Origin of the sequence: Acinetobacter seifertii (assembly GCF_000368065.1) — a bacterium.
GTDB lineage: Bacteria > Pseudomonadota > Gammaproteobacteria > Pseudomonadales > Moraxellaceae > Acinetobacter > Acinetobacter seifertii.
Genome location: NZ_KB851200.1, coordinates 2,322,796 through 2,347,182, shown reverse-complemented (window position 1 = coordinate 2,347,182; position 24,387 = coordinate 2,322,796). Strand labels below are relative to the sequence as shown.

Sequence of the window (24,387 nt, the reverse complement as noted above, 5' to 3'; positions counted from 1 at the left end):
AACCCTATTGGCAAGCTTCGCAATCAGGGTTGTCGATTGAGCAAGCCATTGGTACAGGAGCTGCTTGGGTGAAGCCTTCTTCTTCAACCACTGCTTCTGGTTTCTTCGCTTCTACAACAGGGGCAGCAACTGGAGCTGCTTCAACAGTCGCAGGTTTAACTGCGTTTAAAGCACCTGTGTTAATTGTAGATTTTTCAGCAGAAGTCGCACCTAAAGCTCGGAGGTAATAAGTCGTCTTAAGACCACGTAACCATGCCATCTTGTATGTAATGTCAAGTTTCTTACCGTTTGCACCAGAGATGTAAAGGTTAAGTGACTGAGCTTGATCAATCCATTTTTGACGACGTGATGCAGCATCAACGATCCAACGTGTATCTACTTCAAACGCAGTAGCAAAGATTGCTTTTAATTCTTCAGGAATACGTGCAATTTTTTGTACTGAACCTTCAAAGTGTTTAAGGTCGTTAACCATTACTGTGTCCCAAAGACTACGGTCTTTCAATGCACGAACAAGGTAAGGGTTAATAACAGTGAACTCACCAGACAAGTTAGATTTCACATATAAGTTTTGGAATGTTGGCTCAATAGACTGAGAAACACCACAAATGTTCGAGATGGTCGCTGTTGGAGCAATCGCCATCACGTTTGAGTTACGCATACCGTCTTTTTGAACTTTGGCACGTAACGTGTCCCAGTCTAAACGTTGAGTACGGTCAACTTCGAACATGCGCTCTGGACGAGATTTCGAAACAATTTCTAAAGAGTCGATTGGAAGGATACCTTGATCCCACAATGAACCTTTGAATGTTGAGTAAGAACCACGTTCAACAGCCAAGTTGCTTGAAGTTTCAATCGCGTAGTAGCTAATCACTTCCATTGATTCATCTGCAAAATCAACAGCAGCGTCTGAACCGTAAGCAATACCCATCTCGTATAGCGCATCTTGGAAGCCCATGATACCCATACCTACAGGACGGTGTTTCAAGTTAGAGTTTTTCGCTTGTGGTACAGCATAGTAGTTAATGTCGATAACGTTATCGAGCATACGTACTGCTGTTTTAATTGTGCGAGCTAACTTCTCACGGTCTAACACACCACCTTGAACGTGTTGTACAAGGTTAATCGAACCCAAGTTACATACCGCAATTTCGTCTTGATTTGTATTCAAGGTAATTTCAGTACATAAGTTAGATGAGTGAACTACACCAACGTGTTGTTGAGGTGAACGTAAGTTACATACATCTTTGAACGTGATCCAAGGGTGACCAGTTTCAAACAACATAGAAAGCATTTTGCGCCATAAGTCTTTAGCACGTACTTTCTTGTGTAGCATGTTAGTTTCTTTCGCTACAGACTCATAGTAAGCATAACGCTCAGCAAATTCAGCACCAGTTAAGTCGTGCAAGTCTGGAGTTTCAGAAGGGGTAAAGAGTGTCCATTCACCATCTTCAAATACACGTTGCATAAACAAGTCTGGAACCCAGTTCGCAGTGTTCATGTCGTGTGTACGGCGACGGTCATCACCAGTGTTTTTACGAAGCTCTAAGAACTCTTCGATGTCTAAGTGCCAAGTTTCTAGGTATGCACATACAGCACCTTTACGCTTACCACCTTGGTTTACGGCAACAGCAGTATCGTTCGCAACTTTCAAGAATGGAACAACACCCTGAGACTTACCATTTGTACCTTTAATATAAGAGTTCAAGGCACGTACAGGTGTCCAGTCATTACCTAAACCGCCAGCCCATTTAGAAAGCATCGCGTTATCACGCATTGCACCATAAATGTCATAAAGGTCATCGCCAATTGTTGTTAAGTAACAACTTGAAAGCTGTGGACGTAATGTACCTGAGTTAAACAGGGTAGGCGTAGAAGCCATATAGTCGAAGCTAGACAATAAGTTATAGAACTCGATTGCACGCTCTTCTTTATCTTGCTCATTGAGTGCAAGACCCATTGACACACGCATGAAGAATAATTGTGGTAATTCGAAGCGAACGCCGTTTGAGTGAATGAAGTAACGGTCAAATAGAGTTTGTAAACCTAAGTAGGTAAACTGATTAGAGCGTTCTGGTTGAATTGCTGCTGCTAATTTTTCTAAGTCGAAGTCAAGCAAGTCAGGTGAAAGCAAATCAAGCTCTACACCTTTTTTCAAGAATGCTTCGAGTGCATTGTTTTCAGCAGTATCAGTTGGTAGACCTAAGAAAGCTAAACCTGTACCCACTAATTCATTACAGAGCAAACGTGCAGTTACGTAAGTGTAGTTTGGTTCTTGTTCAATACGGGTACGTGTTGCCATCATCATGGTCGTAGCAATATCGCTTTCTTTTACGCCGTTATATAAGTTTTTAACGGTTTCATCCACGATCGCTTGAACGTCAATACCTTCCAAACCTTCAGCTGCTTTAGAAACTGTAGCTTGTAATGCACTTAAATCAAGTGGCTGAAGCTGACCGTTCGCGTCAGTAACTTGTAAAGTAGGGTGGTGGTTTGAGTTTGTTTGCTGACGAGCGTTAGCGCGCTGTTCACGGTAAATCACATAAGCGCGGGCAACTTTTTGTTCCCCAGTACGCATTAAAGCAAGTTCTACTTGATCTTGAATTTCTTCAATGTGGATCGTACCGCCCGATGGTAAACGGCGAGTAAATGTATTTAAAACCATTTCCGTCAACTGGGTAATACGGTCGTGAATACGGCTAGAATCCGAACTCTGTTGACCTTCCACAGCAAGAAAAGCTTTACCAATCGCAACAGAAATTTTATCTGCATCAAATGCAGCAACATCTCCAGTGCGTTTAATCACCTGAATTTGACCGGGAGTCGAAGTAATTACGCTCATGCCAGCATAGCTCCATTGTCACTTTTGTTATGTTCATAGACCGTTTGAACCGAGCAAAAAACATGCCACGATATTTGAGGGATAAACACAAGACTTAGTAGTTAAAGTTTATTTTCAACACAAGATACGGGATTTTTTAAGCTAGATCAATCTTGACTTTTTAGTAATTTTTTATCTGTATGATTTGTCGGGAGATAGCATAGCAAAGCTATTAAAAAACGCTTATAGATAACTTTGTGGATAACTCAAAAAACAAGCACTTGAATGAATTTAAATTCCGCCAAGAAATAATTTGTTTAATATTCATACATAGGAAATATGAATAGATTATGACTTTTAATAACAATAAACAGATATTAAAAATACTTGGAAATTCAAAGATTAATAAAATGCAACAAAACATGGTTGTCATGTATCAGTTTGGTGAACGCCTACTTGTTTACAATGTAAACGTGTGTATATTGCAAATGATAAACGAATGTATCTGCAAGATTTTTAAGATGCATGTAATGAGATTTATAGGGGCAATGATATGAGCCAAGAAGAAAAGTTACCAAAGATTCTGATCGTTGAAGATGACGAGCGTTTAGCACGATTAACTCAAGAATACTTAATCCGCAACGGCTTGGAAGTTGGTGTGGAAACTGATGGTAACCGTGCAATTCGTCGTATTATTAGTGAACAACCAGATCTTGTGGTCTTGGATGTCATGTTGCCGGGTGCCGATGGTTTAACCGTTTGTCGTGAAGTTCGTCCACATTACCATCAACCTATTTTAATGTTGACTGCACGTACTGAAGACATGGACCAAGTACTTGGTCTGGAAATGGGTGCTGACGATTATGTCGCTAAACCAGTTCAGCCACGTGTATTGTTAGCGCGCATTCGTGCACTATTACGTCGCACGGATAAAACTGTTGAAGATGAAGTTGCACAACGTATTGAGTTTGACGACCTTGTCATCGACAATGGCGGCCGCTCTGTAACGTTAAACGGTGAACTTGTTGACTTTACAAGTGCTGAATATGACTTGTTATGGTTGCTTGCATCAAACGCTGGTCGTATCTTATCGCGCGAAGATATCTTCGAACGTTTACGTGGTATCGAATACGATGGTCAAGACCGTTCAATCGATGTACGTATTTCGCGTATTCGTCCAAAAATTGGCGATGATCCTGAAAATCCAAAACGTATTAAAACTGTACGTAGTAAAGGTTACTTGTTTGTTAAAGAAACCAATGGATTGTAAAATCTGATTAAACTTCCTATAAGGTTGGTCGAGTGTTTAAACACAGTATATTCCTGCGAATATATGCGGGGCTGGTAATTCTTGTTGTTTTGGTGGCTGTTTTTGGGTATTTACTGGTACAAATTATCAACTACCAACGCGCGCAAGAATACCGAGAATCTTTAACTGATGGTATTTCTTATATCATTAGTGAAGGGGTCGCTCGACAACCTGGGAAGCAGCAAAAGATAGATTGGATTTCTGATGCATCTGATTTGCTCGAACTTCCAATTTACTATACCGATGCAAGTAAGGTTGAACTGTCTCGAACCGAGAAAAAGCGGATCGAAGCACAAAAATCTGTAGTTCGTTACGATGCAAGTAATAGTATTGCTTATGTGATTATTGGCTTGCGTGACGACCCGCAGCATTATCTATCTATAAAAGTCGACAAAATTAGTGAACGCCAAATGAAGGCTCTTCCTATTTTTGTACTTGACTATCTCATGTTTTATCCGGGTCAGGAACAAGAGTATCTTGCCAAGATTCAAAAACATTTCTCATATCCAATCAATATTCAAAACATTCAAGATATAAATCTGGATTCTGAACAGATTGGACGTTTACGCCAAGATCAAAGTGTCATGTTGTACAAAGATAGTGCAACAGTACGTGGTACCACTATTTCGATTGTCTCTCCAATTCCGAACCACCCTACGCAAGTTTTGGTGTTAGGCCCTGTTCCAATGTTTAACTGGATGCCTTTACAGCTTTCTGCGGGTATTACCTTATTTAGCTTGTTCTTATTAAGTTTAGGTGTCTATGGTTTGATTTTGCCGTTAGAGCGCAAAATTCGACAAGTGCGTTATGCATTAAACCGTATGAAATCGGGTGATTTGTCATTGCGTGTTCCTATTGAAGGAAGTGATGAAATGGCAAACTTGGCTTCAAGCTATAACAATATGTCTGATCATATTCAGCGTTTAATTGAAGCTCAACGTGAGTTAATGCGTGCCGTGTCTCATGAACTGAGAACGCCAGTAGCACGTATACGCTTTGGTACGGAAATGTTGGCCGAAGAAGATGACTACAATCATCGTATGCATCAGGTCGACATGATTGATAAAGATATTGAAGCACTCAATACCTTGATTGATGAAATTATGACTTATGCAAAACTAGAGCAGGGCACACCTTCGTTAGATTTTGCAGAAATTGTGCTGTTTGAAGTGTTGGATCAGGTTGCTGTTGAAACTGAAGCTTTAAAAACGCAGAAAGAGATTGAGCTCGTTCCACCACCTTTATATGTCAAGGTGGATGCAGAGCGTCGTTACCTTCATCGTGTTGTACAAAATTTGGTCGGAAATGCGGTTCGTTATTGTGATAATAAAGTGCGTATTACTGGTGGTATTCACAGTGATGGCATGGCTTTTGTCTGTGTTGAAGATGATGGGCCGGGTATCCCTGAACAAGACCGTAAGCGAGTATTTGAAGCCTTTGCGCGTTTAGATGACAGCCGTACGCGTGCCTCTGGTGGTTATGGTCTGGGACTTTCAATTGTAAGTCGTATTGCTTACTGGTTTGGTGGCGAAATTAAAGTTGATGAAAGCCCAAGTTTGGGTGGGGCACGTTTTATTATGACTTGGCCTGCACATCGATTTAAACAACCCCCATTAAAAGCCAATAAAAAAGCACCTGCATAAGGTGCTTTTTTATTGGTTGATTTATAGTTGAGTCGCGTCAGGCTCCAAAATCGGTTTGCCGCTTCTTAGACTGTTGAGAGCATCGGTATTAAAGTCAATTAACAGCGAATTATTTTTAGCATCAATTTGATATTTTTGAATAAGAGGTTGGTCTCCATTCAAAGTTTCAACTTTATATGAATCTGCAATATGTAAAATGCCTTCTAGGTTTGTCGTGGTTGACGCGAAATCTTGTCTAAAAATTTCATAGACATCTCTCAAGTCAAAAATGGCATTATCTGCATCTGGATGTTTTTGAATATAGCTTTCTATATGTCGCACGAGTAATTGCGCGAACAAGTAATAGTCTGGTTTATGCGTATATTCTAGATTCATACATTTTTCTCCTTATTATCTGTTATTAGCATACATGGCAAAAACAGAAGTTATTGTATAAAATTCATTACACTAGATGATGACTTTAAAATATTACAAAGAAATAAAAACCCGATTACGTCCTTGGCGTTTAGCTTGATAGAGTGCGTCATCGGCTTCTTTAAACAGGCTTTCAATAGAGCGATGGTGATTTGGTGAATATAGACTTATACCAATACTGACCTGTACAAAAATAGGTAATTTCCCATAAACATAAATCGGTTGCTGACTAATCTTGGTACGTATTCTTTCAGCGAGTTCAAAAGCTGCTTCTTTATTAGTATCAGGAATAAAAATTGCGAACTCTTCGCCACCAAAACGTCCTAGTAAATCATGAGGATGCAAAATATTTTGTATAGTGGTTACACAGGTTTGTAAGGCTCTATCTCCAATTAAGTGGCCATAACTATCATTTACCTTCTTAAAATGATCGACATCCAGCATAAAAAAAGCAGATGTTTTATTTTCCTTTTGAACTTTTTCTTGAAGTATACGAACTGATTGTAAAAATTGGCGTCGAGTTAAACTAGATGTGAGCTCATCATGGGCAATAGCATGTTGAAGTTTTTGAATTAACTCAGAATGAAGTGCACTAATACTAGAAACAGTGAGTGGCGCAAGCGTCATCATAATTAAGCCAATACGAATTGAAATGGTATTGCTCAGGTAATCTTCTGGATAAAGTAATAAATAATGCCCAGAGACATGGTAAATAATATAAGCACTGGTAAATGAGGTAATTAGGGCGACTACAATAGGTTTGTAGCGTATAGCACACCAAACTAAAGCAGCGATTGGGTAGAGTAAAGAACCTGGCCCAGAGTCGTAATAACTTACTGTAATTGAAATTAATACAGCTAAAAAAGGCAATAAGTCGATAATACTTATATGCTCCCGATGACCATTAAAATAACGTTTTATCTGGGAGTAAGCAGGGATATTGAGCAGTATAGGAAGTAAGAGTAGGGCATTTTGTAGTTCTGATGTCATCCAGTAACCAAACTCGGCCCAAAAGCTGCCAAGCATAAACTTGGTATTAAACATAGGCACAAAAGTCGCGGCAAATAAAGCGCCAACTAAACTGCCTATGCCACATAACCCGAATAAAAAAAGGTAAGAATAACCACGATGAGCAGATCTAATGTGTTGACTTAAACATAGATACAGCACTAAAGAAGTAACAATATAAATAAAGTTAGATGTTGTTAGGATAATAGTCAGTAAAAATGGTGTGCCTTGAATAAGGTCGGCAATAACATATCCAGTATATGCGCCAAGAAAAGTACCGAGTTTACGTGTTTGAGGATAGCGAACCAGTAATCCTAATAAAACTGAATTGGCCGGCCAGAAAAAAGCCAGAAAACTAAGGGGCCGAGATGCAATTCCAATAAAGCAGCATATCGAAATAATAATCGTAAATAGAATGAAAAATTTCAGGAAGGAAGAAAATGAAAGTTCACGAAGTGAGTATGGCATCAGCTGCCCTTAATGATAAATACCCTTATCCAAGAGTAATAAATATTATGCATGATTAAACATTCATCATAATTCAGAGCAGAAGATGAATACAATAAAAAACCACTTAATATTATAAAAAAGTAAGTTGTTTAATTTGACCAAATGAGCGATTGTTCAAATAATATTAAAAATCAAAAAATGAAAAAAATCATCACAAGCATAAAAACTATCAAATAAACCGATTATGAACGGTGAAACCCCCTTTACAAGACATAGATGAATACTTTTGATTAGAAAATCATCCAAAAGACTAAGACGCTTCAACTAGCATGCGAAATTAGAAATCAGGTACAATTGGCGGGATTAATTTTGTGTTTGGTGTATTCAAAGGCCAATACATACATTCTTTGTTAAATAATAGGCCTGCCAGGAGTTATCCCCGCATGAGTGCCATTACTCCATACGACTGGGCGATTATCGCCTTCGTGATCGGCGTTACATTTCTTTGCGTCTTTATGCTCACAGTTCCCTTACTCCTCGGGGGAAAATCGTGGGGACGTGCTAAGCAAGAGCAGTTTGAATCAGGTGTCGTGAGTGCTGGTGGCGCTCGCATTCGCCTGTCTGCTAAGTTCTATTTAGTTGCAATTTTCTTTGTTGTATTCGACTTAGAGGCACTTTACCTCTATGCATGGTCTACTTCTGTGCGTGAAGTAGGGTGGTTGGGATATACCACTGTTGTGATCTTTGTCGTTGATCTATTGATTGCGCTTGTTTATGCCTTCTCTGTAGGTGCCTTAAGTTGGTCACCAGCAGATCGCCGTAAATCAGCAGGTGAAAAGATCAAAGTTGGTTCACCAACAATGAATATTGCTGAAATTACACGCTTTAACTCTATTGAAGAGCTCGTAACTGACCCTACAGGCCAGATTCCAGCCCAATCATCAGGTCGTGTTAAGTCAAAAACTACACCTGCATTGTCATCTGAAAAGGAGTAAGTCGGGATGAAATATACTCTGACCCGCGCGAATCCGGATGCTGATCAATACCCATTGCAAGACCGTCAAATTGTGACTGATCCGCTTGAAGAGGAAGTGAATAAGAATGTATTCATGACTCGTTTAGAGGATGTCTTGCATACAGCAGTAAACTGGGGACGTAAAAACTCTTTGTGGCCATTTAACTTTGGTACCTCATGTTGTTACGTTGAATATGCAACGACTTTAACAGGCGTGCATGACTTGTCCCGTTTCGGTGCAGAGGTTATTCGTGCTTCACCTCGTCAGGCTGACTTGATGATTGTTGCAGGTACCTGCTTTGTCAAAATGGCTCCGGTTATTCAACGTTTGTACGAACAAATGTTAGAACCTAAGTGGGTTATTTCAATGGGTGCTTGTGCAAACTCTGGAGGTATGTACGACATCTATTCAGTAGTACAAGGTGTAGACAAAATTATTCCTGTTGACGTGTACGTCCCAGGTTGTCCACCTCGTCCTGAAGCATTAATTCAAGCATTAATGCTTTTGCAAGACCAGATTCAATTAGAGCGACGCCCGCTTTCTGCCGTGATTGGTGATGATCTTCAGCCAGTGTATAAGCCAAAGATGATGCCAGAACGTGATCGTAAGAATGCGCAGCGTATTGCCGTTAAAAACTTACGCTCTATGGATGAGATTAAATAATTTTTGACGGTGTTTTGACATGTCTGACCGATATGTTCATCGAGAAAATTGACAGAATTTGTATTAAATAGGAAGCCAAGCCAATGGCTGAAACTGACATTGCTATGCCAGAGTCAACACCAGTTGATTCACGCCCAGCATTTGCAATCGTAGAAGAGCTCAAAACCAAATTTGGTGAGAACTTCTATGTGCAGGCGACTTTTGAAGAGTTTCCAACAGTCTGGGTTGAGCGCGCACGCGTGCAAGAAGTCCTCATGTTCCTGCGTAAAGTGGAACGTCCTTATGTAATGCTGTTTGACTTATCAGCGATGGATGAGCGTTTACGTCAACATCGTGATGGTTTACCAGCATCTGACTTCACTGTGTTCTATCATTTATTATCGCTTGAGCGTAATAGTGACATTCGTATCAAGGTTGCCTTGAACGAAAATGATCTTAACCTCCCGACAGCGACAAATATCTGGCCAAATGCCAACTGGTATGAACGTGAAGCTTACGATATGTTCGGTATCAATTTCGAAGGGCATCCAATGCTCCGTCGTATTTTGTTGCCAACTTATTGGGAAGGTCACCCGCTTCGTAAAGAATATTCAGCACGTGCGACAGAATATACGCCGTACATGCAAGACAAAGCGAAGCAAGATTTCGAACAGGAACACTTACGCTTTGTACCTGAAGATTGGGGTCTTAAGCGTGGTAACGCTGACGAAGACTTCATGTTCTTGAACTTGGGTCCTAACCATCCATCTGCGCACGGTGCGTTCCGTGTTGTATTGCAGTTAGATGGCGAAGAAGTGAAGGACTGTGTACCTGATATCGGTTATCACCACCGTGGTGTGGAAAAGATGGCTGAACGTCAAACATGGCATTCTTTCATTCCTTATACTGACCGTGTTGACTACTTAGGTGGTTGTGCTCAAAACATGCCGTATGTAATGGCTGTAGAGCAAATGGCAGGTATTAAAGTTCCTGAACGTGCGCAAGTGATTCGTGTCATGTTGAACGAATTGTTCCGTATTAATAACCACTTGTTATTCTGTGGTACGGCAATTCAGGATGCCGGTGGTATGACACCAGTATTCTATATGTTCGCAGACCGTCAAAAAGTTTACGACATTGTTGAGGCAATCACGGGTTACCGTATGCACCCAGCATGGTTCCGTATTGGTGGTACAGCACACGACCTTCCAAACAACTGGCAAAAACTTGTTAAAGAGTTGCTAGAGTGGATGCCTAAACGTTTAAACGAATACTACACAGCTGCACTTAAAAACTCTGTGTTTATTGGTCGTACACGTAATGTTGCTCAATACGATGCAAAATCTGCGCTTGCATGGGGTGTAACTGGTACTGGTTTACGTGCAACAGGTATTGATTTCGACGTACGTAAATATCGTCCATACAGTGGCTATGAAAACTTTGATTTTGATGTGCCAGTTGAGTATGAAGGCGATGCATACGCTCGTGTACTTGTTCACTTCCGTGAAATTACTGAGTCACTCAAAATTATCAAACAGTGTTTGGATAACATGCCTTCTGGTCCATATAAAGCGGATCACCCATTGGCTGTGCCACCACCAAAAGATAAGACATTACAAGACATTGAAACCTTGATTACGCACTTCTTGAGCGTGTCATGGGGTCCTGTTATGCCTGCTGGTGAATCATCATTCATGACCGAAGTTGTGAAAGGTGCAAGTACTTATTACTTGACTTCAGATAAAGCGACCATGAGTTATCGTACTCGTATTCGTACACCGACGTTTACTCACTTACAGCAAATGCCTTCAGTGATTAACGGAAGTTTAGTATCTGACTTAATCATTTATCTGGCGACCATTGACGTGGTTATGGCTGACGTGGATCGCTAAGAGGTAACACATAATGATGATTTTGACTGATAAAAAACCACGTGTGAATGTTGAAGGAATTTTGACTGCGGAAGAAATTCACGACATCGAACATCACATTGGTCACTATCCGTACCCACGTGCAGCCTCTTTGGATGCTTTGAAGTGCGTACAGCGCCGTAATGGTTGGGTAGATGACGCTCAAATGAATGCCATCGCACAGTTGTTGTCGATGAGTGTTGCTGATTTGGAAGGTGTTGCAACATTTTACAACCGTATCTATCGCCATCCGGTAGGTCGTCACGTAATTTTGCTTTGTGACTCAATTGCTTGCTTCTTAATGGGTGCTGAAACACTTGCTGAAGCATTCCAGCGTGAATTAGGTATTCAGTATGGTCAGACGACACCAGATGGTCGTTTTACACTGTTACCAATTTGCTGCCTAGGCAACTGTGACAAAGGCCCAACGTTAATGATTGATGAAGATACTCACGGTTTAGTGGAAGTGACATCAATCAAACAGTTATTGGAGAAGTATGTATGAATACCGAACCAAAACCAATTTATGGCGACGGTAATCCGGAAACTCATCCACTGACTTGGCGTTTAAGCAAACAAGAAGCAGTACGTAGCGCTGACGATTACGAAGCACTTGAAGGTTATGCAGGCTTTAAAAAAGCATTAGGTATGAAGCCTGCTGAAGTGTTAGATGTCATTAAAGCTGCAACTGTAAAAGGTCGTGGTGGTGCAGGCTTCCCAGCAGGGATCAAATGGTCTCTTATGGCACCAAATGATGGTGGCCCACGTTACTTAATCTGTAACGCCGATGAGATGGAACCGGGTACCTTTAAAGACCGTTTGTTGATGGAAAAACTTCCTCACCAATTGATCGAAGGTATGTTGATTGCAGGTTATACCTTAGAAGCAACTCAAGGTTATATCTTTATTCGTGGCGAATACATCGAGGCTGCTCAATACCTAAATGAAGCGCTTGAGCAAATTCGCGCTAAAGGTTACTTGGGTGACAACATTTTAGGTTCTGGCTGGAACTTCGAGTTACACGTGCATACAGGTGCAGGTCGTTATATCTGCGGTGAAGAAACTGCATTGATTAACTCACTTGAAGGCCGCCGTGCTAACCCACGTACGAAACCACCATTCCCGCAAGTTGCTGGTGCATGGGGTCGTCCTACGATTGTGAACAACGTTGAAACTTATAACAACTTGCCAGCAATCATGCTTCGTGGTCCAGAGTGGTATATCGGTTTATCAGCTGGTAAATCAAAAGATCCAGGCACTAAGATTTATGGTGCGTCAGGTAAAGTTAAATTCCCTGGTCTTTGGGAACTTCCATTTGGTACGACTGCTCGTGAAGTAATTGAAGATCATGCTGGCGGTATGCGTGAAGGCTTAAAGCTTAAAGCATGGTTACCAGGTGGTGCGTCTACTGACTTTTTACCTGCAGACACTATTGATTTACCAATGGATGCAGACACTATTATGAAAGCAGGTTCTCGTTTGGGAACATGTTTGTTGATGGTGGTAGATGAAACTCAATGTATGGTATCGCTCACTCGTAACTTAGAAGAGTTCTTTGCGCGCGAATCATGCGGTTTCTGTACACCATGCCGTGATGGTTTGCCATGGGCTGTTAAAGCGCTTAAAGCACTTGAGACAGGTGAAGGTAAGAAAGAAGATATCGATCATTTACAAGAGTTAACTCGTAAATTGTGGATTGGTAAAACTTTCTGTGCCCACGCACCAGGTGCGATGGAGCCGCTTATGGGCGCACTCAAACATTTCCGTGGTGAGTTTGAAGCGAAAGTGACGAATCGTCCTGTCGTGCAAACCAGCAACGTAGAACAAGCTTAAGGAATTCGACTATGGCTACAATTCATGTCGATGGAAAATCGTATGAAGTCAACGGCTCGGAAAACTTGCTACAAGCATGTTTGAGTCTGGGCATCGACATCCCATATTTTTGTTGGCATCCATCCTTAGGTTCGGTTGGTTCTTGCCGTCAATGTGCCGTAACTCAGTATGCAAATCCTGAAGATACGCGCGGACGTCTTGTGATGTCATGTATGACGCCAGCATCTGACAATACCTATATCTCGATTGAAGACAAAGAAGCTACGGATTTCCGTGCGTCTATTGTTGAATTCTTAATGACGAATCACCCACACGACTGTCCAGTATGTGAAGAGGGTGGTCACTGTCATTTACAAGATATGACTGTAATGACAGGTCACGACCGTCGTCGCTATCGTTTTACGAAGCGTACACACTACAATCAAGAACTCGGCTCATTCATCGCTCATGAAATGAACCGTTGTATTGCTTGTTACCGTTGCGTTCGTTACTACAAAGACTATGCGGGTGGTACAGACTTTGGTGTATATGCCAATGCGTCACGTGTTTACTTTGGTCGCCCAGAATCAGGTACTTTAGAGTCTGAATTCTCAGGTAACTTGACTGAAGTATGTCCAACAGGTGTATTTACCGACAAAACTCATTCAGAACGCTATAACCGTAAATGGGATATGCAATATGCACCAAGCGTGTGTCATGGTTGTTCTTCGGGTTGTAACATTTCTCCGGGTGAACGTTATGGCGAAATCCGTCGTGTAGAAAACCGCTTCAATGGTTCGGTTAACCAATACTTCCTTTGTGACAAAGGTCGTTTTGGCACAGGTTATGTCAACCGTGCAGATCGTCCGCGTCAACCTCAATTCCGCAATGGTGAAACAGTAGCAACTGTTTCAGTTGACCAAGCTTTAGATCAGGCAATTGCGAAACTTGAAGGCAAAAAGGTTTTAGGTATCGGTTCACCACGTGCAAGTTTAGAATCAAACTACGCATTACGTGAACTTGTAGGTCAGGCAAACTATTCAACAGGTGTTGCACAAAAAGAGCAAAATCTTGTTGAGCTTGCAGCTTCAATCATGCAAACAGAGGGTATTTACAACCCGAACATGCGTGAAATTGAAGGCTATGATGCAGTATTAATTTTGGGTGAAGATTTAACTCAAACTGCACCTCGTATGGCATTGTCTGTTCGCCAAGCTGCGAAAAACAAAGCTCGCGAAATGGCTGCAAAAACACGTACGCCAGATTGGTTGGCTGAGCCTGTACAACGTATTGGTCAGGAAGCGAAGTCTCCGATCTATATCTTGGCTGCAACTCAAACTCGTCTTGCCGATGTTGCAACTGGTGAAGTGGTTGCATCTCCAAACGACATCGCGCGTTTAGGCTTTGCAGTTGCTGCAGCAGTTAAAGGTGAAGTTGTAAGTGGTTTAGATGACGATGCAAAAGCATTTGCACAAACTATTGCCGACACTTTAAAAGCAGCAAACAAACCGTTAATTATTGCGGGTACGAGCTTGCAAGATGCTTCAATTATGGAAGCTGCGGCAGAGTTAACGCAAAACCTTGGTTCAAAAGCTGGTTTAAGCCTTGTTGTTCCTGAAGTGAACTCTATGGGCTTGGCATTGTTTGGCGGTTTAAGCCTTGAACAAGCATTTGCTCAAGACTACGACACACTTGTGATTGTTGAAAATGACTTGTTCCGTCGCTTACCGGCCGCTCAAGTTAAAGCAGCACTTGATAAAGCTGAAACAGTAATTGTGCTTGATCACAGTGAAACAGAAACTGTGAAACAGGCGGATATTGTACTTTCAGCATCAAGCTTTGCTGAAGGTGATGGTACTGTTGTAAGCCAAGAAGGTCGTGCACAGCGCTTCTACCAAGTTTACGATCCAAGCTACTACAAGCCTGAATACGCGATTAAAGAATCTTGGCGTTGGTTGCATGCCATTGAAACTGGTCTTAAAGGTAAGCCAGTTGATTGGACATTGCTTGATGACGTTATCGAAACTATCGTTAAAAATGTTCCTGTGCTTGAAGCAATTCAAGACGTTGCACCAGATGCAGGCTACCGTGTACATGGTTTGAAAATTGCGCGTGAACCACGTCGTTATTCTGGTCGTACAGCAATTCGTGCACCTTTATCGGTTCATGAACCTAAACAGCCAACAGATCCAGACTCAGCATTAACATTCTCTATGGAAGGTTATGTTGGTCCACAAAATGCATCTTCACTTGTACCATTTGCGTGGGCTCCGGGTTGGAATTCTCCACAATCTTGGAACAAATACCAAGATGAAGTGGGCGGTCACTTAAAAGGTGGTGATTCGGGCGTTCGTTTATTCGATCGTTTAGCAAAACGTCCAGCACGTAGCTATGTTGCTCCAACTGCTGTAGTTGCAAACCCTGAAAGCTTCCGTCTTGTACCAATGCACCACATCTTTGGTTCTGGTGAATTCACGATTAAAACACCTGCAATGGAAACTCGTATTCCAGAAGCTATGTTTGCAGTTGGTGAGCAAGATGCAACGCGTTTGAATTTGCAAGAAGGCCAACGCATTACAGTTAAAGCAGGCGAAACTACAGTGAGCTTGCCTGTACAAGTAATTGAATACTTACCTACAGGTTATATCGGTTACCCAGTTGGTTTAGCACCAACAGTATCGTTAGCTGAGCCTGTTTCAGTGGCATTAGGAGTGTAATTCATGAATCAAGAAATTATACGTCAAACGCCACTTTGGGCTGAGAACTGGCCAATTGCTTATGCAGTTGTTCAAGCAGTTGTGATTTTGCTTGTTGTTGTTCTTGTTGCTGCGTTGATGTCTTTTATTGAGCGTCGTTTACTTGCTTGGTGGCAAGACCGTTATGGTCCAAACCGTGTTGGTCCTGGTGGTATGTTCCAGATCGTTGCCGACATGCTCAAGATCATGTTCAAAGAAGACTGGACACCAAAATTTGCTGATAAATTAACTTTCCGTTTAGCTCCGGCAGTTGCGATGGCAACTGCGGTGCTTTCGTTCATGGTTATCCCGGTGAGTCCTTCACTGGGTGTTGCCGACATGAGCATCGGTTTGTTGTTCTTTATGGCAATGGCTGGTATTGCAGTCTATGCAGTCTTATTTGGTGGCTGGGCTTCAAATAACAAATACTCATTGCTTGGTGGCTTACGTTCAGCTGCTCAAACCATTTCTTATGAAGTGTTCTTGGGTATCTCGTTAATGGGTGTGGTTGCAATTGCAGGTTCATTCAACCTTCGTGAAATTGTTGAAGCACAACGCGATGTTTGGTTCGTTATTCCACAATTCTTAGGTTTCTTGATTTTTGTGGTTGCTGGTGTTGCGGTAACTCACCGTCATCCATTTGACCAACCAGAAGCAGAACAAGAATTGGCTGAAGGTTACCATGTTGAATATGGCGGTATGAAATGGGGTATGTTCTTCGTTGCTGAATATGTCAACGTTGTACTTATCTCTGCATTGATCGTGACTTTATTCTTTGGTGGCTGGTTAGCGCCATTCAATTTAGAAATTCCATTTGTTCCACCAGTATTCTGGTTTGTGATTAAAACAGCATTCTTTGTAATGATGTTTGTATTGGCACGTGGTTCTTTAATGCGTCCACGTTATGACCAAGTCATGAACTTTGGTTGGAAAATTTGTTTGCCATTGGCGTTGGTCAACTTGTTAGTGACTGGTGCTGTGATTCTGATGAATCAGGCCTAGGACAGCAGGGAGTACAAAATGTATAAATTTCTAGCTGGATTCGGATCAATTGTACGTTCGTTGTTTATGGTATTTAGCCATGCAACGCGTAAACGTGACACGATTTTATATCCAGAAGTACCGGCTGAACAAATTGTGCCGCCACGCTTTCGTGGTCGTATCGTATTAACGCGTGACCCAGATGGGGAAGAACGTTGTGTGGCATGTAACCTTTGTGCGGTTGCATGTCCAGTTGGCTGTATTTCACTACAAAAAGCAGAAAAAGAAGATGGGCGTTGGTATCCGGAGTTTTTCCGTATCAACTTCTCTCGTTGTATTTTCTGCGGTATGTGTGAAGAAGCATGTCCAACGACAGCGATTCAAATGACTCCAGATTTCGAGTTGGGCGAATACGTACGTCAAGACCTTGTATATGAGAAAGAAAACTTACTCATTTCAGGTCCAGGTAAATACCCAGACTACAACTTCTACCGTGTAACTGGTATGGCTGTTAGCGGTAAAGAGAAAGGTCAAGCACAAAAAGAAAGTGCACCAATCGATGTACGGAGTCTATTACCATGATGTGGCCGTTTTATTTGATGGCGCTCGTGGCCATCGTTTCTACGGTTCGTGTAGTTACTAACACGAACCCTGTACATGCATTGCTTAGTCTGATTGTTTCATTACTTGCAGTTGCTGGTATTTTCATGATCGTAGGTGCGCCGTTTGCTGGCGCCCTCGAAATCATTGTTTATGCTGGTGCAATTATGGTCTTGTTCGTATTCGTGGTGATGATGCTTAACTTAGGGCAACACACTGTAGAACAAGAGCGTAAATGGCTTTCTTCAGATGCTTGGGCATATCCAGCACTCATGAGCTTTTTACTTGGCTTACTTTTAGTTTGGATGCTTGGTGGTGAATATACAACCATCTCTGCACCACTTGGAGCACAAGTAATTGGACCAAAAGTTGTTGGTCAAGCGCTCTTTACTCACTACTTATTATTGGTTGAAGTTGCCGCGATGTTATTGCTAGCAGCCCTTGTTGCAGCATACCACTTAGGTAAACGTGAACCAGGTGCAGAAGAGGAAAAAGAATAATGGGCCAGATCCCTTTAGAACATGGTTTGATTGTTGCAACCATTCTTTTTGCACTCGGTTTTTACGGTGTAATGGTGCGACGCAACCTACTATTTATGTTAATGAGCCTTGAAATCATGATGAATGCTGCTGCGTTAGCATTCGTTCTTGCGGGTAGCGTATGGGCACAACCAGATGGACAAGTGATGTTCATTCTGATTTTAACCCTTGCTGCGGCAGAGGCGTGTATCGGTCTTGCGATTGTCCTTCAGTTCTATCATCGCTTCCATCATTTGGATGTGGATGCTGCTAGTGAGATGCGCGGATGAGTTATTTATATCTAACAGTATTATTTCCGCTAATCGGTTTTATTTTATTGGCGGCAGGGCGTGATAAGCTCTCTGAAAATGTTTCAGCAATTATTGGTGTGGGTTCTGTAGGTTTATCTGCATTATTTGCATTGATTGCTGGTATGGCATTTACAAGTAGCGGCCAGCAGGTTTTTGTTCAAAACCTTTGGACATGGTTCAATGTTGGTAGTTTCGCTCCTGGCATTAGCTTACATTTAGATGGCTTATCTTTACTTATGATGGGCATGATCACTGGTGTTGGTTTCCTAATCCACATCTTTGCATCATGGTACATGCGTGGTGAAGAAGGTTATGCGCGTTTCTTTTCTTATTTCAACCTATTCGTTGCAAGCATGCTTGTGCTTGTATTGGGTGACAACTTAGCGTTGCTATTCTTAGGTTGGGAAGGCGTAGGTCTTTGCTCTTACTTGCTCATCGGTTTCTATTATGCAAACCCTGCAAATGGTTGGGCGGCGATCAAAGCATTTACAGTTACCCGCGTAGGTGACGTATTCTTACTTATCGCTTTATTCTTGCTTTACCAACAATTTGGTACGCTTAATACTCAGTACATCGTTGAACATGCAGCAGAAGTAATGACGAAGAGTTCGTCACTTACCATCTGGACTGCATTAATGTTGTTCTTGGGTGCTGCTGGTAAATCTGCTCAAATTCCATTGCAAACATGGTTGGCAGATGCGATGGCAGGTCCAACACCTGTTTCTGCATTAATCCACGCAGCAACAATGGTAACGGCTGGTGTGTACTTATGCTGTCGTCTATTCAGCGTATTTGAGCTTGCACCTGAAGTGATGCAATTCATTTCGGTAACAGGTGCTGTAACTTTATTAGTTGCAGGTTTTGCTGCTCTTGTGCAAACAGACATCAAACGTATTTTGGCTTACTCAACAATGAGTCAGCTTGGTTATATGTTTATGGCTGTTGGTGCAGAAGCTTACCAAGCTGGCTTGTTCCACATGTTGGCTCACGCATTCTTCAAAGCATTATTATTCTTGTCTTCTGGTGCAGTTATTCTTGCTTACCATCACGAACAAAATATTTTCAAAATGGGCGGTTTGTTCTACAAAAACAAATTCCTATTTGCATGTTTCGCGATTGGTGGCGGTGCATTAGCAGCGATTCCATTCTTAACAATCGGCTTCTTCTCAAAAGATGCGATTCTTGGTGAAGTTTGGGTTCAAGGTCAATCAGTTGCTCTATACCACACCTTATATTGGGCTGGTGTAGCAGGTGCGTTCCTGACTTCAATCTATACCTTCCGTTTAATCTGGGTTGTATTCTTCGGTAAAGAAAATACACATTACCATGAGATTAAAGGTGCAACTTACTGGGCGCCATTAGGTATCTTGGCAGTATTGTCTACTTTTGTGGGCGCTGCACTAAAAGGTCCTGTAGCTGGTATTTTAAATACAGCGAAAATTCCTGAATTCCACGTTGCTGAACAGTTTGTAGAAGGCATGCATGGAGCAGAGCATTTAGCTGTAGGTATCGCGCTTGTTGGTTTAGCAGTTGGTATTGGTCTGTTTGCTTTTGCTTACGGTGCAGTAAAATCGTTTGCTCAAACAAGTCTTGGTGCTGGCTTAGCTCATATCTGTCGTACTGCATTTGGTTTCGATGCGTTGTATGACATCGTTTTTGTTAAACCTTATTTATTCTTCGCCAAACTATTTGGTCGTGATCCAATTGATAGCTTGTGGCTTGTGCTTCCTGCACTTGTTAAAGGCGGAAACAGTTTTACAAGCTCACGTCAAACAGGTTCATTGCGTGAATACGCATCAAGCATGTCACTCGGTGTAGTGGTGTTATTGATGATCTTGATCGTTATTCAGGTAGTGGGGAAATAAAATGGAAAACAATTTAATTTTACCCGCGCTGATCCTTGTTCCGTTCATTGCAGGTTTTGCTTGTTGGTTAGTCGATAAACTCGACAAAACTTTGCCACGCTGGATTGCCCTAATCGGTATGCTCATTACTTTGGGCTTAGGTCTTGCACTTTGGCAAAGTGGTACTTATACATACGAGTTGGGCTCAAAAGTCCCAACTTGGTCAGCTGAGTTCTATTTACCGTGGATTAAATCTCTCGGTATTGGCATTCACTTAGCAGTGGATGGCTTATCTTTACTCATGGTGTTGTTAACAGCTTTACTTGGTGTACTTGCTGTTGGTTGCTCATGGGGCGAGATTCAAAAGAACGTTGGTTTCTTCCACTTAAACTTATTATGGAGTTTAGGTGGCGTTATTGGCGTGTTCTTGGCAATCGATTTGTTCCTATTCTTCTTCTTCTGGGAGATGATGCTTGTACCAATCTACTTCTTGATTGCGTTATGGGGTCATAAAGGTTCAAACGGCCGTTCACGTGTTTACGCTGCAACTAAGTTCTTCTTATATACGCAAATCGCTGGTTTAGTGATGTTAATCGGTATCCTTGGCCTTGTGGTCTATGGCTACATGATGACTGGTATGATCGGTTTTGATTACAACTATTTATTAGCTGTAGCGAATCGTTTACCTGCTGGCTTCGCGTATGGTTTCATGATCTGCTTCTTTATTGGTTTTGCAGTGAAGTTACCAGTTTTCCCATTGCACGGCTGGTTACCAGATGCGCATGCTCAAGCTCCTACAGCGGGTTCTGTAGACTTGGCTGGTATCTTGATTAAGACAGCAGCGTACGGTTTGCTCCGTTTTGTAATTCCATTCTTCCCAGCAGCTTCTGCACAGTTTGCAGATATTGCGATTATTTTCGGTTTGATTGGTATTTTCTACGGCGCTTGGTGTGCTTACCAGCAAACTGACATGAAACGTTTACTTGCGTATACGTCGATTTCACACATGGGCTTCATTTTACTTGCAATCTATGCAGGTAATATTTTGACCTTCCAAGGTTTAATGATCATGATGTTGGCACATGGTTTGTCATCTGCTGCATTGTTCATTATGTCTGGTCAAATCTACGAGCGCTTGCATACACGTGATTTGCGTTTGATGGGTGGTCTTCGTGGTCAACTCCAATACTTACCATTCTTCTTAATGTTCTTCGTAGCTGCTCTTGTTGGTGTGCCAGGTTTAGGTAACTTTATTGGTGAATTCCTGATTTTGATGGGTTCATTTAATAAATATCCTGCCTTCACGATTCTTGCTTCTATCAGCCTTGTATTTGCAGGTTTATATGGTTTGATCTTGATTCACCGTGCTTTATTTGGTGAGCCAAACCCTGAACAAAAGCAACACTACACTAATCCATTAAAAGACTTATCTGCTCGTGAAGTTGTTATTTTGATGATTTGTGCGATTGGTCTCGTTTGGCTTGGTATCTTCCCACAAACATTCTTGGATGTATCTCATTCAAGTATGCAGTGGTTGGTCAATAGTTATGTGCCAGTACAAGAAGTCGTTGAAACTGTTCAGCAAACAGCTACTCAACTTGACCATGTGGAGATCCAATAATCATGAACTTCACAGTATCATTCTCTACGATTATGCCATTAGCGCCTGTGATGATTGTTGCGTTGACAACAGTCGTCGTCATGTTGCTCATTGCAATTAAGCGTAACCATAATTTAATCGCAACAACTTCTGTTGTCGGTTTAAACCTTGCTGCACTTTATATCTTGCTAGAACTATTTGGCGGTAAATTTGTACCGGCAAATGTGATGGGCATGTTTATGGTTGATCCATTTACATTGTTCTATCAGTTCATGATTTTAGTTGCATCATTGGCGTGTTGTACTTTGTCTCATGCTTATATCGAGACTTATAAAGACAACCGTGAAGAACTCTATCTTTTGTTACTTGCTTCTGTAGCAGGTGCAATGTTGATGGTTGCAAGTTCTCACTATGCATCTTTCTTTATTAGCCTTGAGTTAATGTCGATTCCTGTATACGGCTTACTTGCTTATACATATCAACGTAGCCAATCGCTTGAAGCGGGTATTAAGTATCTTGTACTTTCTGCAACAGCTTCTGCGATGTTGTTGATGGGTATGGCGTATATCTACGCTTACACTGGTTCGCTTTCATTCTATGATTCTGTTCAAGCTTTATTTGGCGCAATCAAACAGCCAATGGTGTTATTAGGTTTAGCACTTATTATTTTCGCTGTTGCATTCAAATTATCGCTTGCACCGTTCCACAAATGGACACCAGATGTATATGCAGGTGCTCCAGCTCCAATGGCAACTTTCTTAGCGACTGCTGCTAAGGTTGCAACTATTGGTTTGTTCGTACGTTATTTGCTTGCTTCTGGCGCAATCATGGTGAACTCGCTAGTGACTGTTTTGACAATCATTGCTGTATTGTCAATTTTAGTCGGTAACTTGCTCGCTGTTCGTCAAGTGAACTTAAAACGTATTTTGGGTTATTCATCTATTGCTCACTTTGGTTATTTGTTAATTGCTTTAATTAGCATGACATATGCGAGCTTAGGTAGCGTAACTGTGTATGTGGTGACTTATGTATTAACAACTATTGGTGCCTTTGGTGCAGTAGCGTTAATGTCTAGCCCATATAACAACGTAGATGAAGCTCAAAGCCTTGCAGACTACCGTGGTTTGTTCTGGCGCCGTCCAGTACTTACAGCAACATTAACAGTCATGATGTTATCTTTGGCTGGTATTCCATTAACAGCAGGCTTCATTGGTAAGTTCTTGGTTGTTATGGCTGCTGTAACGACTCAACATTGGTTCTTAGCTGCAATGATTATTGTGGGTAGTGGTATTGGTTTGTATTACTACTTACGTGTGATGGTTGTGATGTATATGACTCCACCTGAAACTCCTCGTATTGATGCTGATGCACATTGGGGACAAAAAGTGGGTGGTTTGATGGTATTAGCTGCTGCTGCATTAGTGATTATTTTGGGTGTATATCCAGATCCAATGATTAATTTGGCATTAAAAGCAGAAATTTTATCTCCATTACATTTCATGCTTTCGCAACAACAATAATTCTTGTGTACAAAAAAGCCTCCAAATATGGAGGCTTTTTTTTATTGATAGTTAAAAAAAGATTATAATAAATACGTTTTTATATTTTTAGGTAACATCTGTGGCCATTCAAGAAATTCGTCACCCACTTATTCGTCATAAATTAGGTTTATTACGTCGTGCTGACATCAGTACTAAGAATTTCCGTGAGCTTGCTCAAGAAGTGACTATGTTATTGACATATGAAGCAACGAAAGATTTACCAGTTGTGGATTGCGAAATTGATGGATGGGCTGGAACTGTTACTACTCAGCGTATTGCTGGTAAAAAAATAACGATTGTACCGATTTTACGTGCTGGTATTGGTATGCTTGATGGCGTGCTTAATCTGATTCCAAGTGCAAAAGTAAGTGTGTTAGGTCTTGAGCGTAACGAAGAGACTTTGGAAGTACGTACTTACTATAAAAAGCTAGTTCCAGATGTGGCTAACCGTATTGCAATGATTATCGATCCTATGCTGGCAACAGGTAACTCTTTGGTTGCTGCAATTGATGTGTTAAAGGCAAGTGGATGTAAAGATATTCGTGTTATGGTATTGGTTGCAGCTCCTGAAGGAATTGCAAAAGTTGAGGCAGCACATCCTGACATTCAGCTTTATACTGCATCTATTGATGACGGCTTAAATGAACAAGGTTATATCGTTCCTGGTTTAGGCGATGCTGGCGACAAGATTTTTGGTAGTGTTCAAAAAGATTAATTTTTGAAATAGTCATAAAAAAGAGACTTCATCAAACCGTATTTTTTAACAGCGGAATTGAAAGTCTCTTTTTATTTACAGCAACGATTGGATGGGAAAAGTAGGGGAAAGATCATGAAACAAGAGTTTTATATTGGAAGAGTAAAACAATATAACGCCGATAAGGGGTTTGGTTTTATTTCAACCACTGAAGGTGATATTTTCTTTCATATTTCTGACTTTCCTGCATCAGAAGGTGAGCCGAAAAGAAATGAGAAAGTGAGATTTCTTGCGGCTGACAATCAAGGGAAATTTAAAGCGATCAAAATTGAGCGTGTTGACACGAATCCTGCGAAAACCAAAAAAAATAAAATTGCGGATCACAATAAAGCGATCACGAGTGAGTTATTGTCAAATTTCCGACGTTAATAATGAGCTAAATGTAATATATTAAAAACACTTAAATAATGAATGTATTAGACAAGTGTTTTGATGCGTTCAGAAAGATTAAGTGATTTAGAATTAAGGGAGATATTAATTT

At 41.3% G+C, this 24,387-nt stretch carries 21 protein-coding genes; 18 read left to right on the top strand and 3 right to left on the bottom strand.

The window, feature by feature from the left end:
• Positions 1-4: 4 nt before the first annotated feature.
• Positions 5-2,839 (bottom strand): ribonucleoside-diphosphate reductase subunit alpha, encoded by a 2,835-nt coding sequence (locus tag F985_RS18520; protein ID WP_004703519.1) that lies wholly within the window; start codon positions 2,837-2,839, stop codon positions 5-7.
• A gap of 329 nt (positions 2,840-3,168) precedes the next feature.
• Here F985_RS18520 and F985_RS0104585 point away from each other — a divergent pair, with 329 nt between their 5' ends.
• From F985_RS0104585 to bfmS, 3 genes are read left to right on the top strand one after another with little or no spacing between them, the layout of a single operon-like run.
• A complete protein-coding gene (locus F985_RS0104585) occupies positions 3,169-3,375 on the top strand; it encodes a hypothetical protein (RefSeq protein ID WP_019457085.1) in 207 nt (68 codons plus the stop codon).
• A complete protein-coding gene (gene bfmR / locus F985_RS18515) occupies positions 3,372-4,088 on the top strand; it encodes a response regulator transcription factor BfmR (protein ID WP_000076440.1) in 717 nt (238 codons plus the stop codon). The genes F985_RS0104585 and bfmR overlap by 4 nt, the downstream gene beginning before the upstream one ends.
• A gap of 32 nt (positions 4,089-4,120) precedes the next feature.
• On the top strand, positions 4,121-5,770 hold the full coding sequence (bfmS, locus tag F985_RS18510; RefSeq protein WP_004703516.1) for a sensor histidine kinase BfmS: 1,650 nt from the start codon (positions 4,121-4,123) through the stop codon (positions 5,768-5,770).
• Between the two features lie 21 nt (positions 5,771-5,791).
• On the opposite strand, the gene F985_RS18505 is transcribed toward bfmS, so the two are convergent.
• Positions 5,792-6,145 (bottom strand): hypothetical protein, encoded by a 354-nt coding sequence (locus tag F985_RS18505; RefSeq protein WP_004703515.1) that lies wholly within the window; start codon positions 6,143-6,145, stop codon positions 5,792-5,794.
• Positions 6,146-6,238: 93 nt separating this feature from the next.
• A complete protein-coding gene (locus tag F985_RS18500) occupies positions 6,239-7,660 on the bottom strand; it encodes a sensor domain-containing diguanylate cyclase (RefSeq protein WP_004703513.1) in 1,422 nt (473 codons plus the stop codon).
• Positions 7,661-8,085: 425 nt separating this feature from the next.
• On the opposite strand from F985_RS18500, the gene ndhC reads away from it, so the two are divergent.
• From ndhC to F985_RS18425, 15 genes are all read left to right on the top strand, one after another.
• Positions 8,086-8,637, top strand: coding sequence for an NADH-quinone oxidoreductase subunit A (gene ndhC, locus F985_RS18495; RefSeq protein WP_004703510.1), 552 nt, complete (start codon positions 8,086-8,088; stop codon positions 8,635-8,637).
• A 6-nt stretch (positions 8,638-8,643) separates the two neighbouring features.
• On the top strand, positions 8,644-9,321 hold the full coding sequence (locus F985_RS18490) for a NuoB/complex I 20 kDa subunit family protein (protein ID WP_000878003.1): 678 nt from the start codon (positions 8,644-8,646) through the stop codon (positions 9,319-9,321).
• Between the two features lie 83 nt (positions 9,322-9,404).
• A complete protein-coding gene (gene nuoC / locus F985_RS18485) occupies positions 9,405-11,192 on the top strand; it encodes an NADH-quinone oxidoreductase subunit C/D (RefSeq protein WP_004703507.1) in 1,788 nt (595 codons plus the stop codon).
• A gap of 13 nt (positions 11,193-11,205) precedes the next feature.
• Positions 11,206-11,715, top strand: a complete 510-nt coding sequence (gene nuoE, locus F985_RS18480) for an NADH-quinone oxidoreductase subunit NuoE (RefSeq protein WP_003653477.1) — start codon at positions 11,206-11,208, stop codon at positions 11,713-11,715.
• Positions 11,712-13,043 (top strand): NADH-quinone oxidoreductase subunit NuoF, encoded by a 1,332-nt coding sequence (nuoF, locus tag F985_RS18475; RefSeq protein ID WP_004703505.1) that lies wholly within the window; start codon positions 11,712-11,714, stop codon positions 13,041-13,043. Before nuoE ends, nuoF begins: the two co-directional genes overlap by 4 nt.
• Positions 13,044-13,054: 11 nt before the next feature.
• Positions 13,055-15,739, top strand: coding sequence for an NADH-quinone oxidoreductase subunit NuoG (gene nuoG, locus F985_RS18470; RefSeq protein ID WP_004703501.1), 2,685 nt, complete (start codon positions 13,055-13,057; stop codon positions 15,737-15,739).
• Positions 15,740-15,742: 3 nt separating this feature from the next.
• On the top strand, positions 15,743-16,759 hold the full coding sequence (gene nuoH / locus F985_RS18465; RefSeq protein ID WP_004703499.1) for an NADH-quinone oxidoreductase subunit NuoH: 1,017 nt from the start codon (positions 15,743-15,745) through the stop codon (positions 16,757-16,759).
• A gap of 18 nt (positions 16,760-16,777) precedes the next feature.
• Positions 16,778-17,320, top strand: a complete 543-nt coding sequence (gene nuoI, locus F985_RS18460) for an NADH-quinone oxidoreductase subunit NuoI (protein ID WP_004703498.1) — start codon at positions 16,778-16,780, stop codon at positions 17,318-17,320.
• Positions 17,320-17,838, top strand: a complete 519-nt coding sequence (gene nuoJ, locus F985_RS18455) for an NADH-quinone oxidoreductase subunit J (RefSeq protein WP_014205902.1) — start codon at positions 17,320-17,322, stop codon at positions 17,836-17,838. The genes nuoI and nuoJ overlap by 1 nt, the downstream gene beginning before the upstream one ends.
• A complete protein-coding gene (gene nuoK / locus F985_RS18450; protein WP_000529822.1) occupies positions 17,838-18,146 on the top strand; it encodes an NADH-quinone oxidoreductase subunit NuoK in 309 nt (102 codons plus the stop codon). The genes nuoJ and nuoK overlap by 1 nt, the downstream gene beginning before the upstream one ends.
• On the top strand, positions 18,143-20,032 hold the full coding sequence (gene nuoL / locus F985_RS18445) for an NADH-quinone oxidoreductase subunit L (protein ID WP_004703496.1): 1,890 nt from the start codon (positions 18,143-18,145) through the stop codon (positions 20,030-20,032). Before nuoK ends, nuoL begins: the two co-directional genes overlap by 4 nt.
• A gap of 1 nt (position 20,033) precedes the next feature.
• Positions 20,034-21,632, top strand: coding sequence for an NADH-quinone oxidoreductase subunit M (gene nuoM, locus F985_RS18440; RefSeq protein WP_004703495.1), 1,599 nt, complete (start codon positions 20,034-20,036; stop codon positions 21,630-21,632).
• 2 nt (positions 21,633-21,634) lie between these two features.
• Complete coding sequence (nuoN, locus tag F985_RS18435; protein WP_004703492.1) at positions 21,635-23,131, top strand: NADH-quinone oxidoreductase subunit NuoN; 1,497 nt, start codon at positions 21,635-21,637, stop codon at positions 23,129-23,131.
• Positions 23,132-23,231: 100 nt separating this feature from the next.
• Positions 23,232-23,867 carry a uracil phosphoribosyltransferase gene (gene upp / locus F985_RS18430; protein ID WP_004703485.1) on the top strand — a complete coding sequence of 212 codons (636 nt, stop codon included), beginning with the start codon at positions 23,232-23,234 and terminating at the stop codon, positions 23,865-23,867.
• Between the two features lie 114 nt (positions 23,868-23,981).
• Positions 23,982-24,275, top strand: coding sequence for a cold shock domain-containing protein (locus F985_RS18425; protein ID WP_004703483.1), 294 nt, complete (start codon positions 23,982-23,984; stop codon positions 24,273-24,275).
• Positions 24,276-24,387: the final 112 nt, after the last annotated feature.

Coding starts and splice junctions, on each gene's coding strand:
- F985_RS18520 (WP_004703519.1), bottom strand. CDS start 2,839: ATGAGCGTAATTACTTCGACTCCCGGTCAAATTCAGGTGATTAAACGC.
- F985_RS0104585 (WP_019457085.1), top strand. CDS start 3,169: ATGACTTTTAATAACAATAAACAGATATTAAAAATACTTGGAAATTCA.
- bfmR (WP_000076440.1), top strand. CDS start 3,372: ATGAGCCAAGAAGAAAAGTTACCAAAGATTCTGATCGTTGAAGATGAC.
- F985_RS18505 (WP_004703515.1), bottom strand. CDS start 6,145: ATGAATCTAGAATATACGCATAAACCAGACTATTACTTGTTCGCGCAA.
- F985_RS18500 (WP_004703513.1), bottom strand. CDS start 7,660: ATGCCATACTCACTTCGTGAACTTTCATTTTCTTCCTTCCTGAAATTT.
- ndhC (WP_004703510.1), top strand. CDS start 8,086: ATGAGTGCCATTACTCCATACGACTGGGCGATTATCGCCTTCGTGATC.
- F985_RS18490 (WP_000878003.1), top strand. CDS start 8,644: ATGAAATATACTCTGACCCGCGCGAATCCGGATGCTGATCAATACCCA.
- nuoC (WP_004703507.1), top strand. CDS start 9,405: ATGGCTGAAACTGACATTGCTATGCCAGAGTCAACACCAGTTGATTCA.
- nuoE (WP_003653477.1), top strand. CDS start 11,206: ATGATGATTTTGACTGATAAAAAACCACGTGTGAATGTTGAAGGAATT.
- nuoF (WP_004703505.1), top strand. CDS start 11,712: ATGAATACCGAACCAAAACCAATTTATGGCGACGGTAATCCGGAAACT.
- nuoG (WP_004703501.1), top strand. CDS start 13,055: ATGGCTACAATTCATGTCGATGGAAAATCGTATGAAGTCAACGGCTCG.
- nuoH (WP_004703499.1), top strand. CDS start 15,743: ATGAATCAAGAAATTATACGTCAAACGCCACTTTGGGCTGAGAACTGG.
- nuoI (WP_004703498.1), top strand. CDS start 16,778: ATGTATAAATTTCTAGCTGGATTCGGATCAATTGTACGTTCGTTGTTT.
- nuoJ (WP_014205902.1), top strand. CDS start 17,320: ATGTGGCCGTTTTATTTGATGGCGCTCGTGGCCATCGTTTCTACGGTT.
- nuoK (WP_000529822.1), top strand. CDS start 17,838: ATGGGCCAGATCCCTTTAGAACATGGTTTGATTGTTGCAACCATTCTT.
- nuoL (WP_004703496.1), top strand. CDS start 18,143: ATGAGTTATTTATATCTAACAGTATTATTTCCGCTAATCGGTTTTATT.
- nuoM (WP_004703495.1), top strand. CDS start 20,034: ATGGAAAACAATTTAATTTTACCCGCGCTGATCCTTGTTCCGTTCATT.
- nuoN (WP_004703492.1), top strand. CDS start 21,635: ATGAACTTCACAGTATCATTCTCTACGATTATGCCATTAGCGCCTGTG.
- F985_RS18425 (WP_004703483.1), top strand. CDS start 23,982: ATGAAACAAGAGTTTTATATTGGAAGAGTAAAACAATATAACGCCGAT.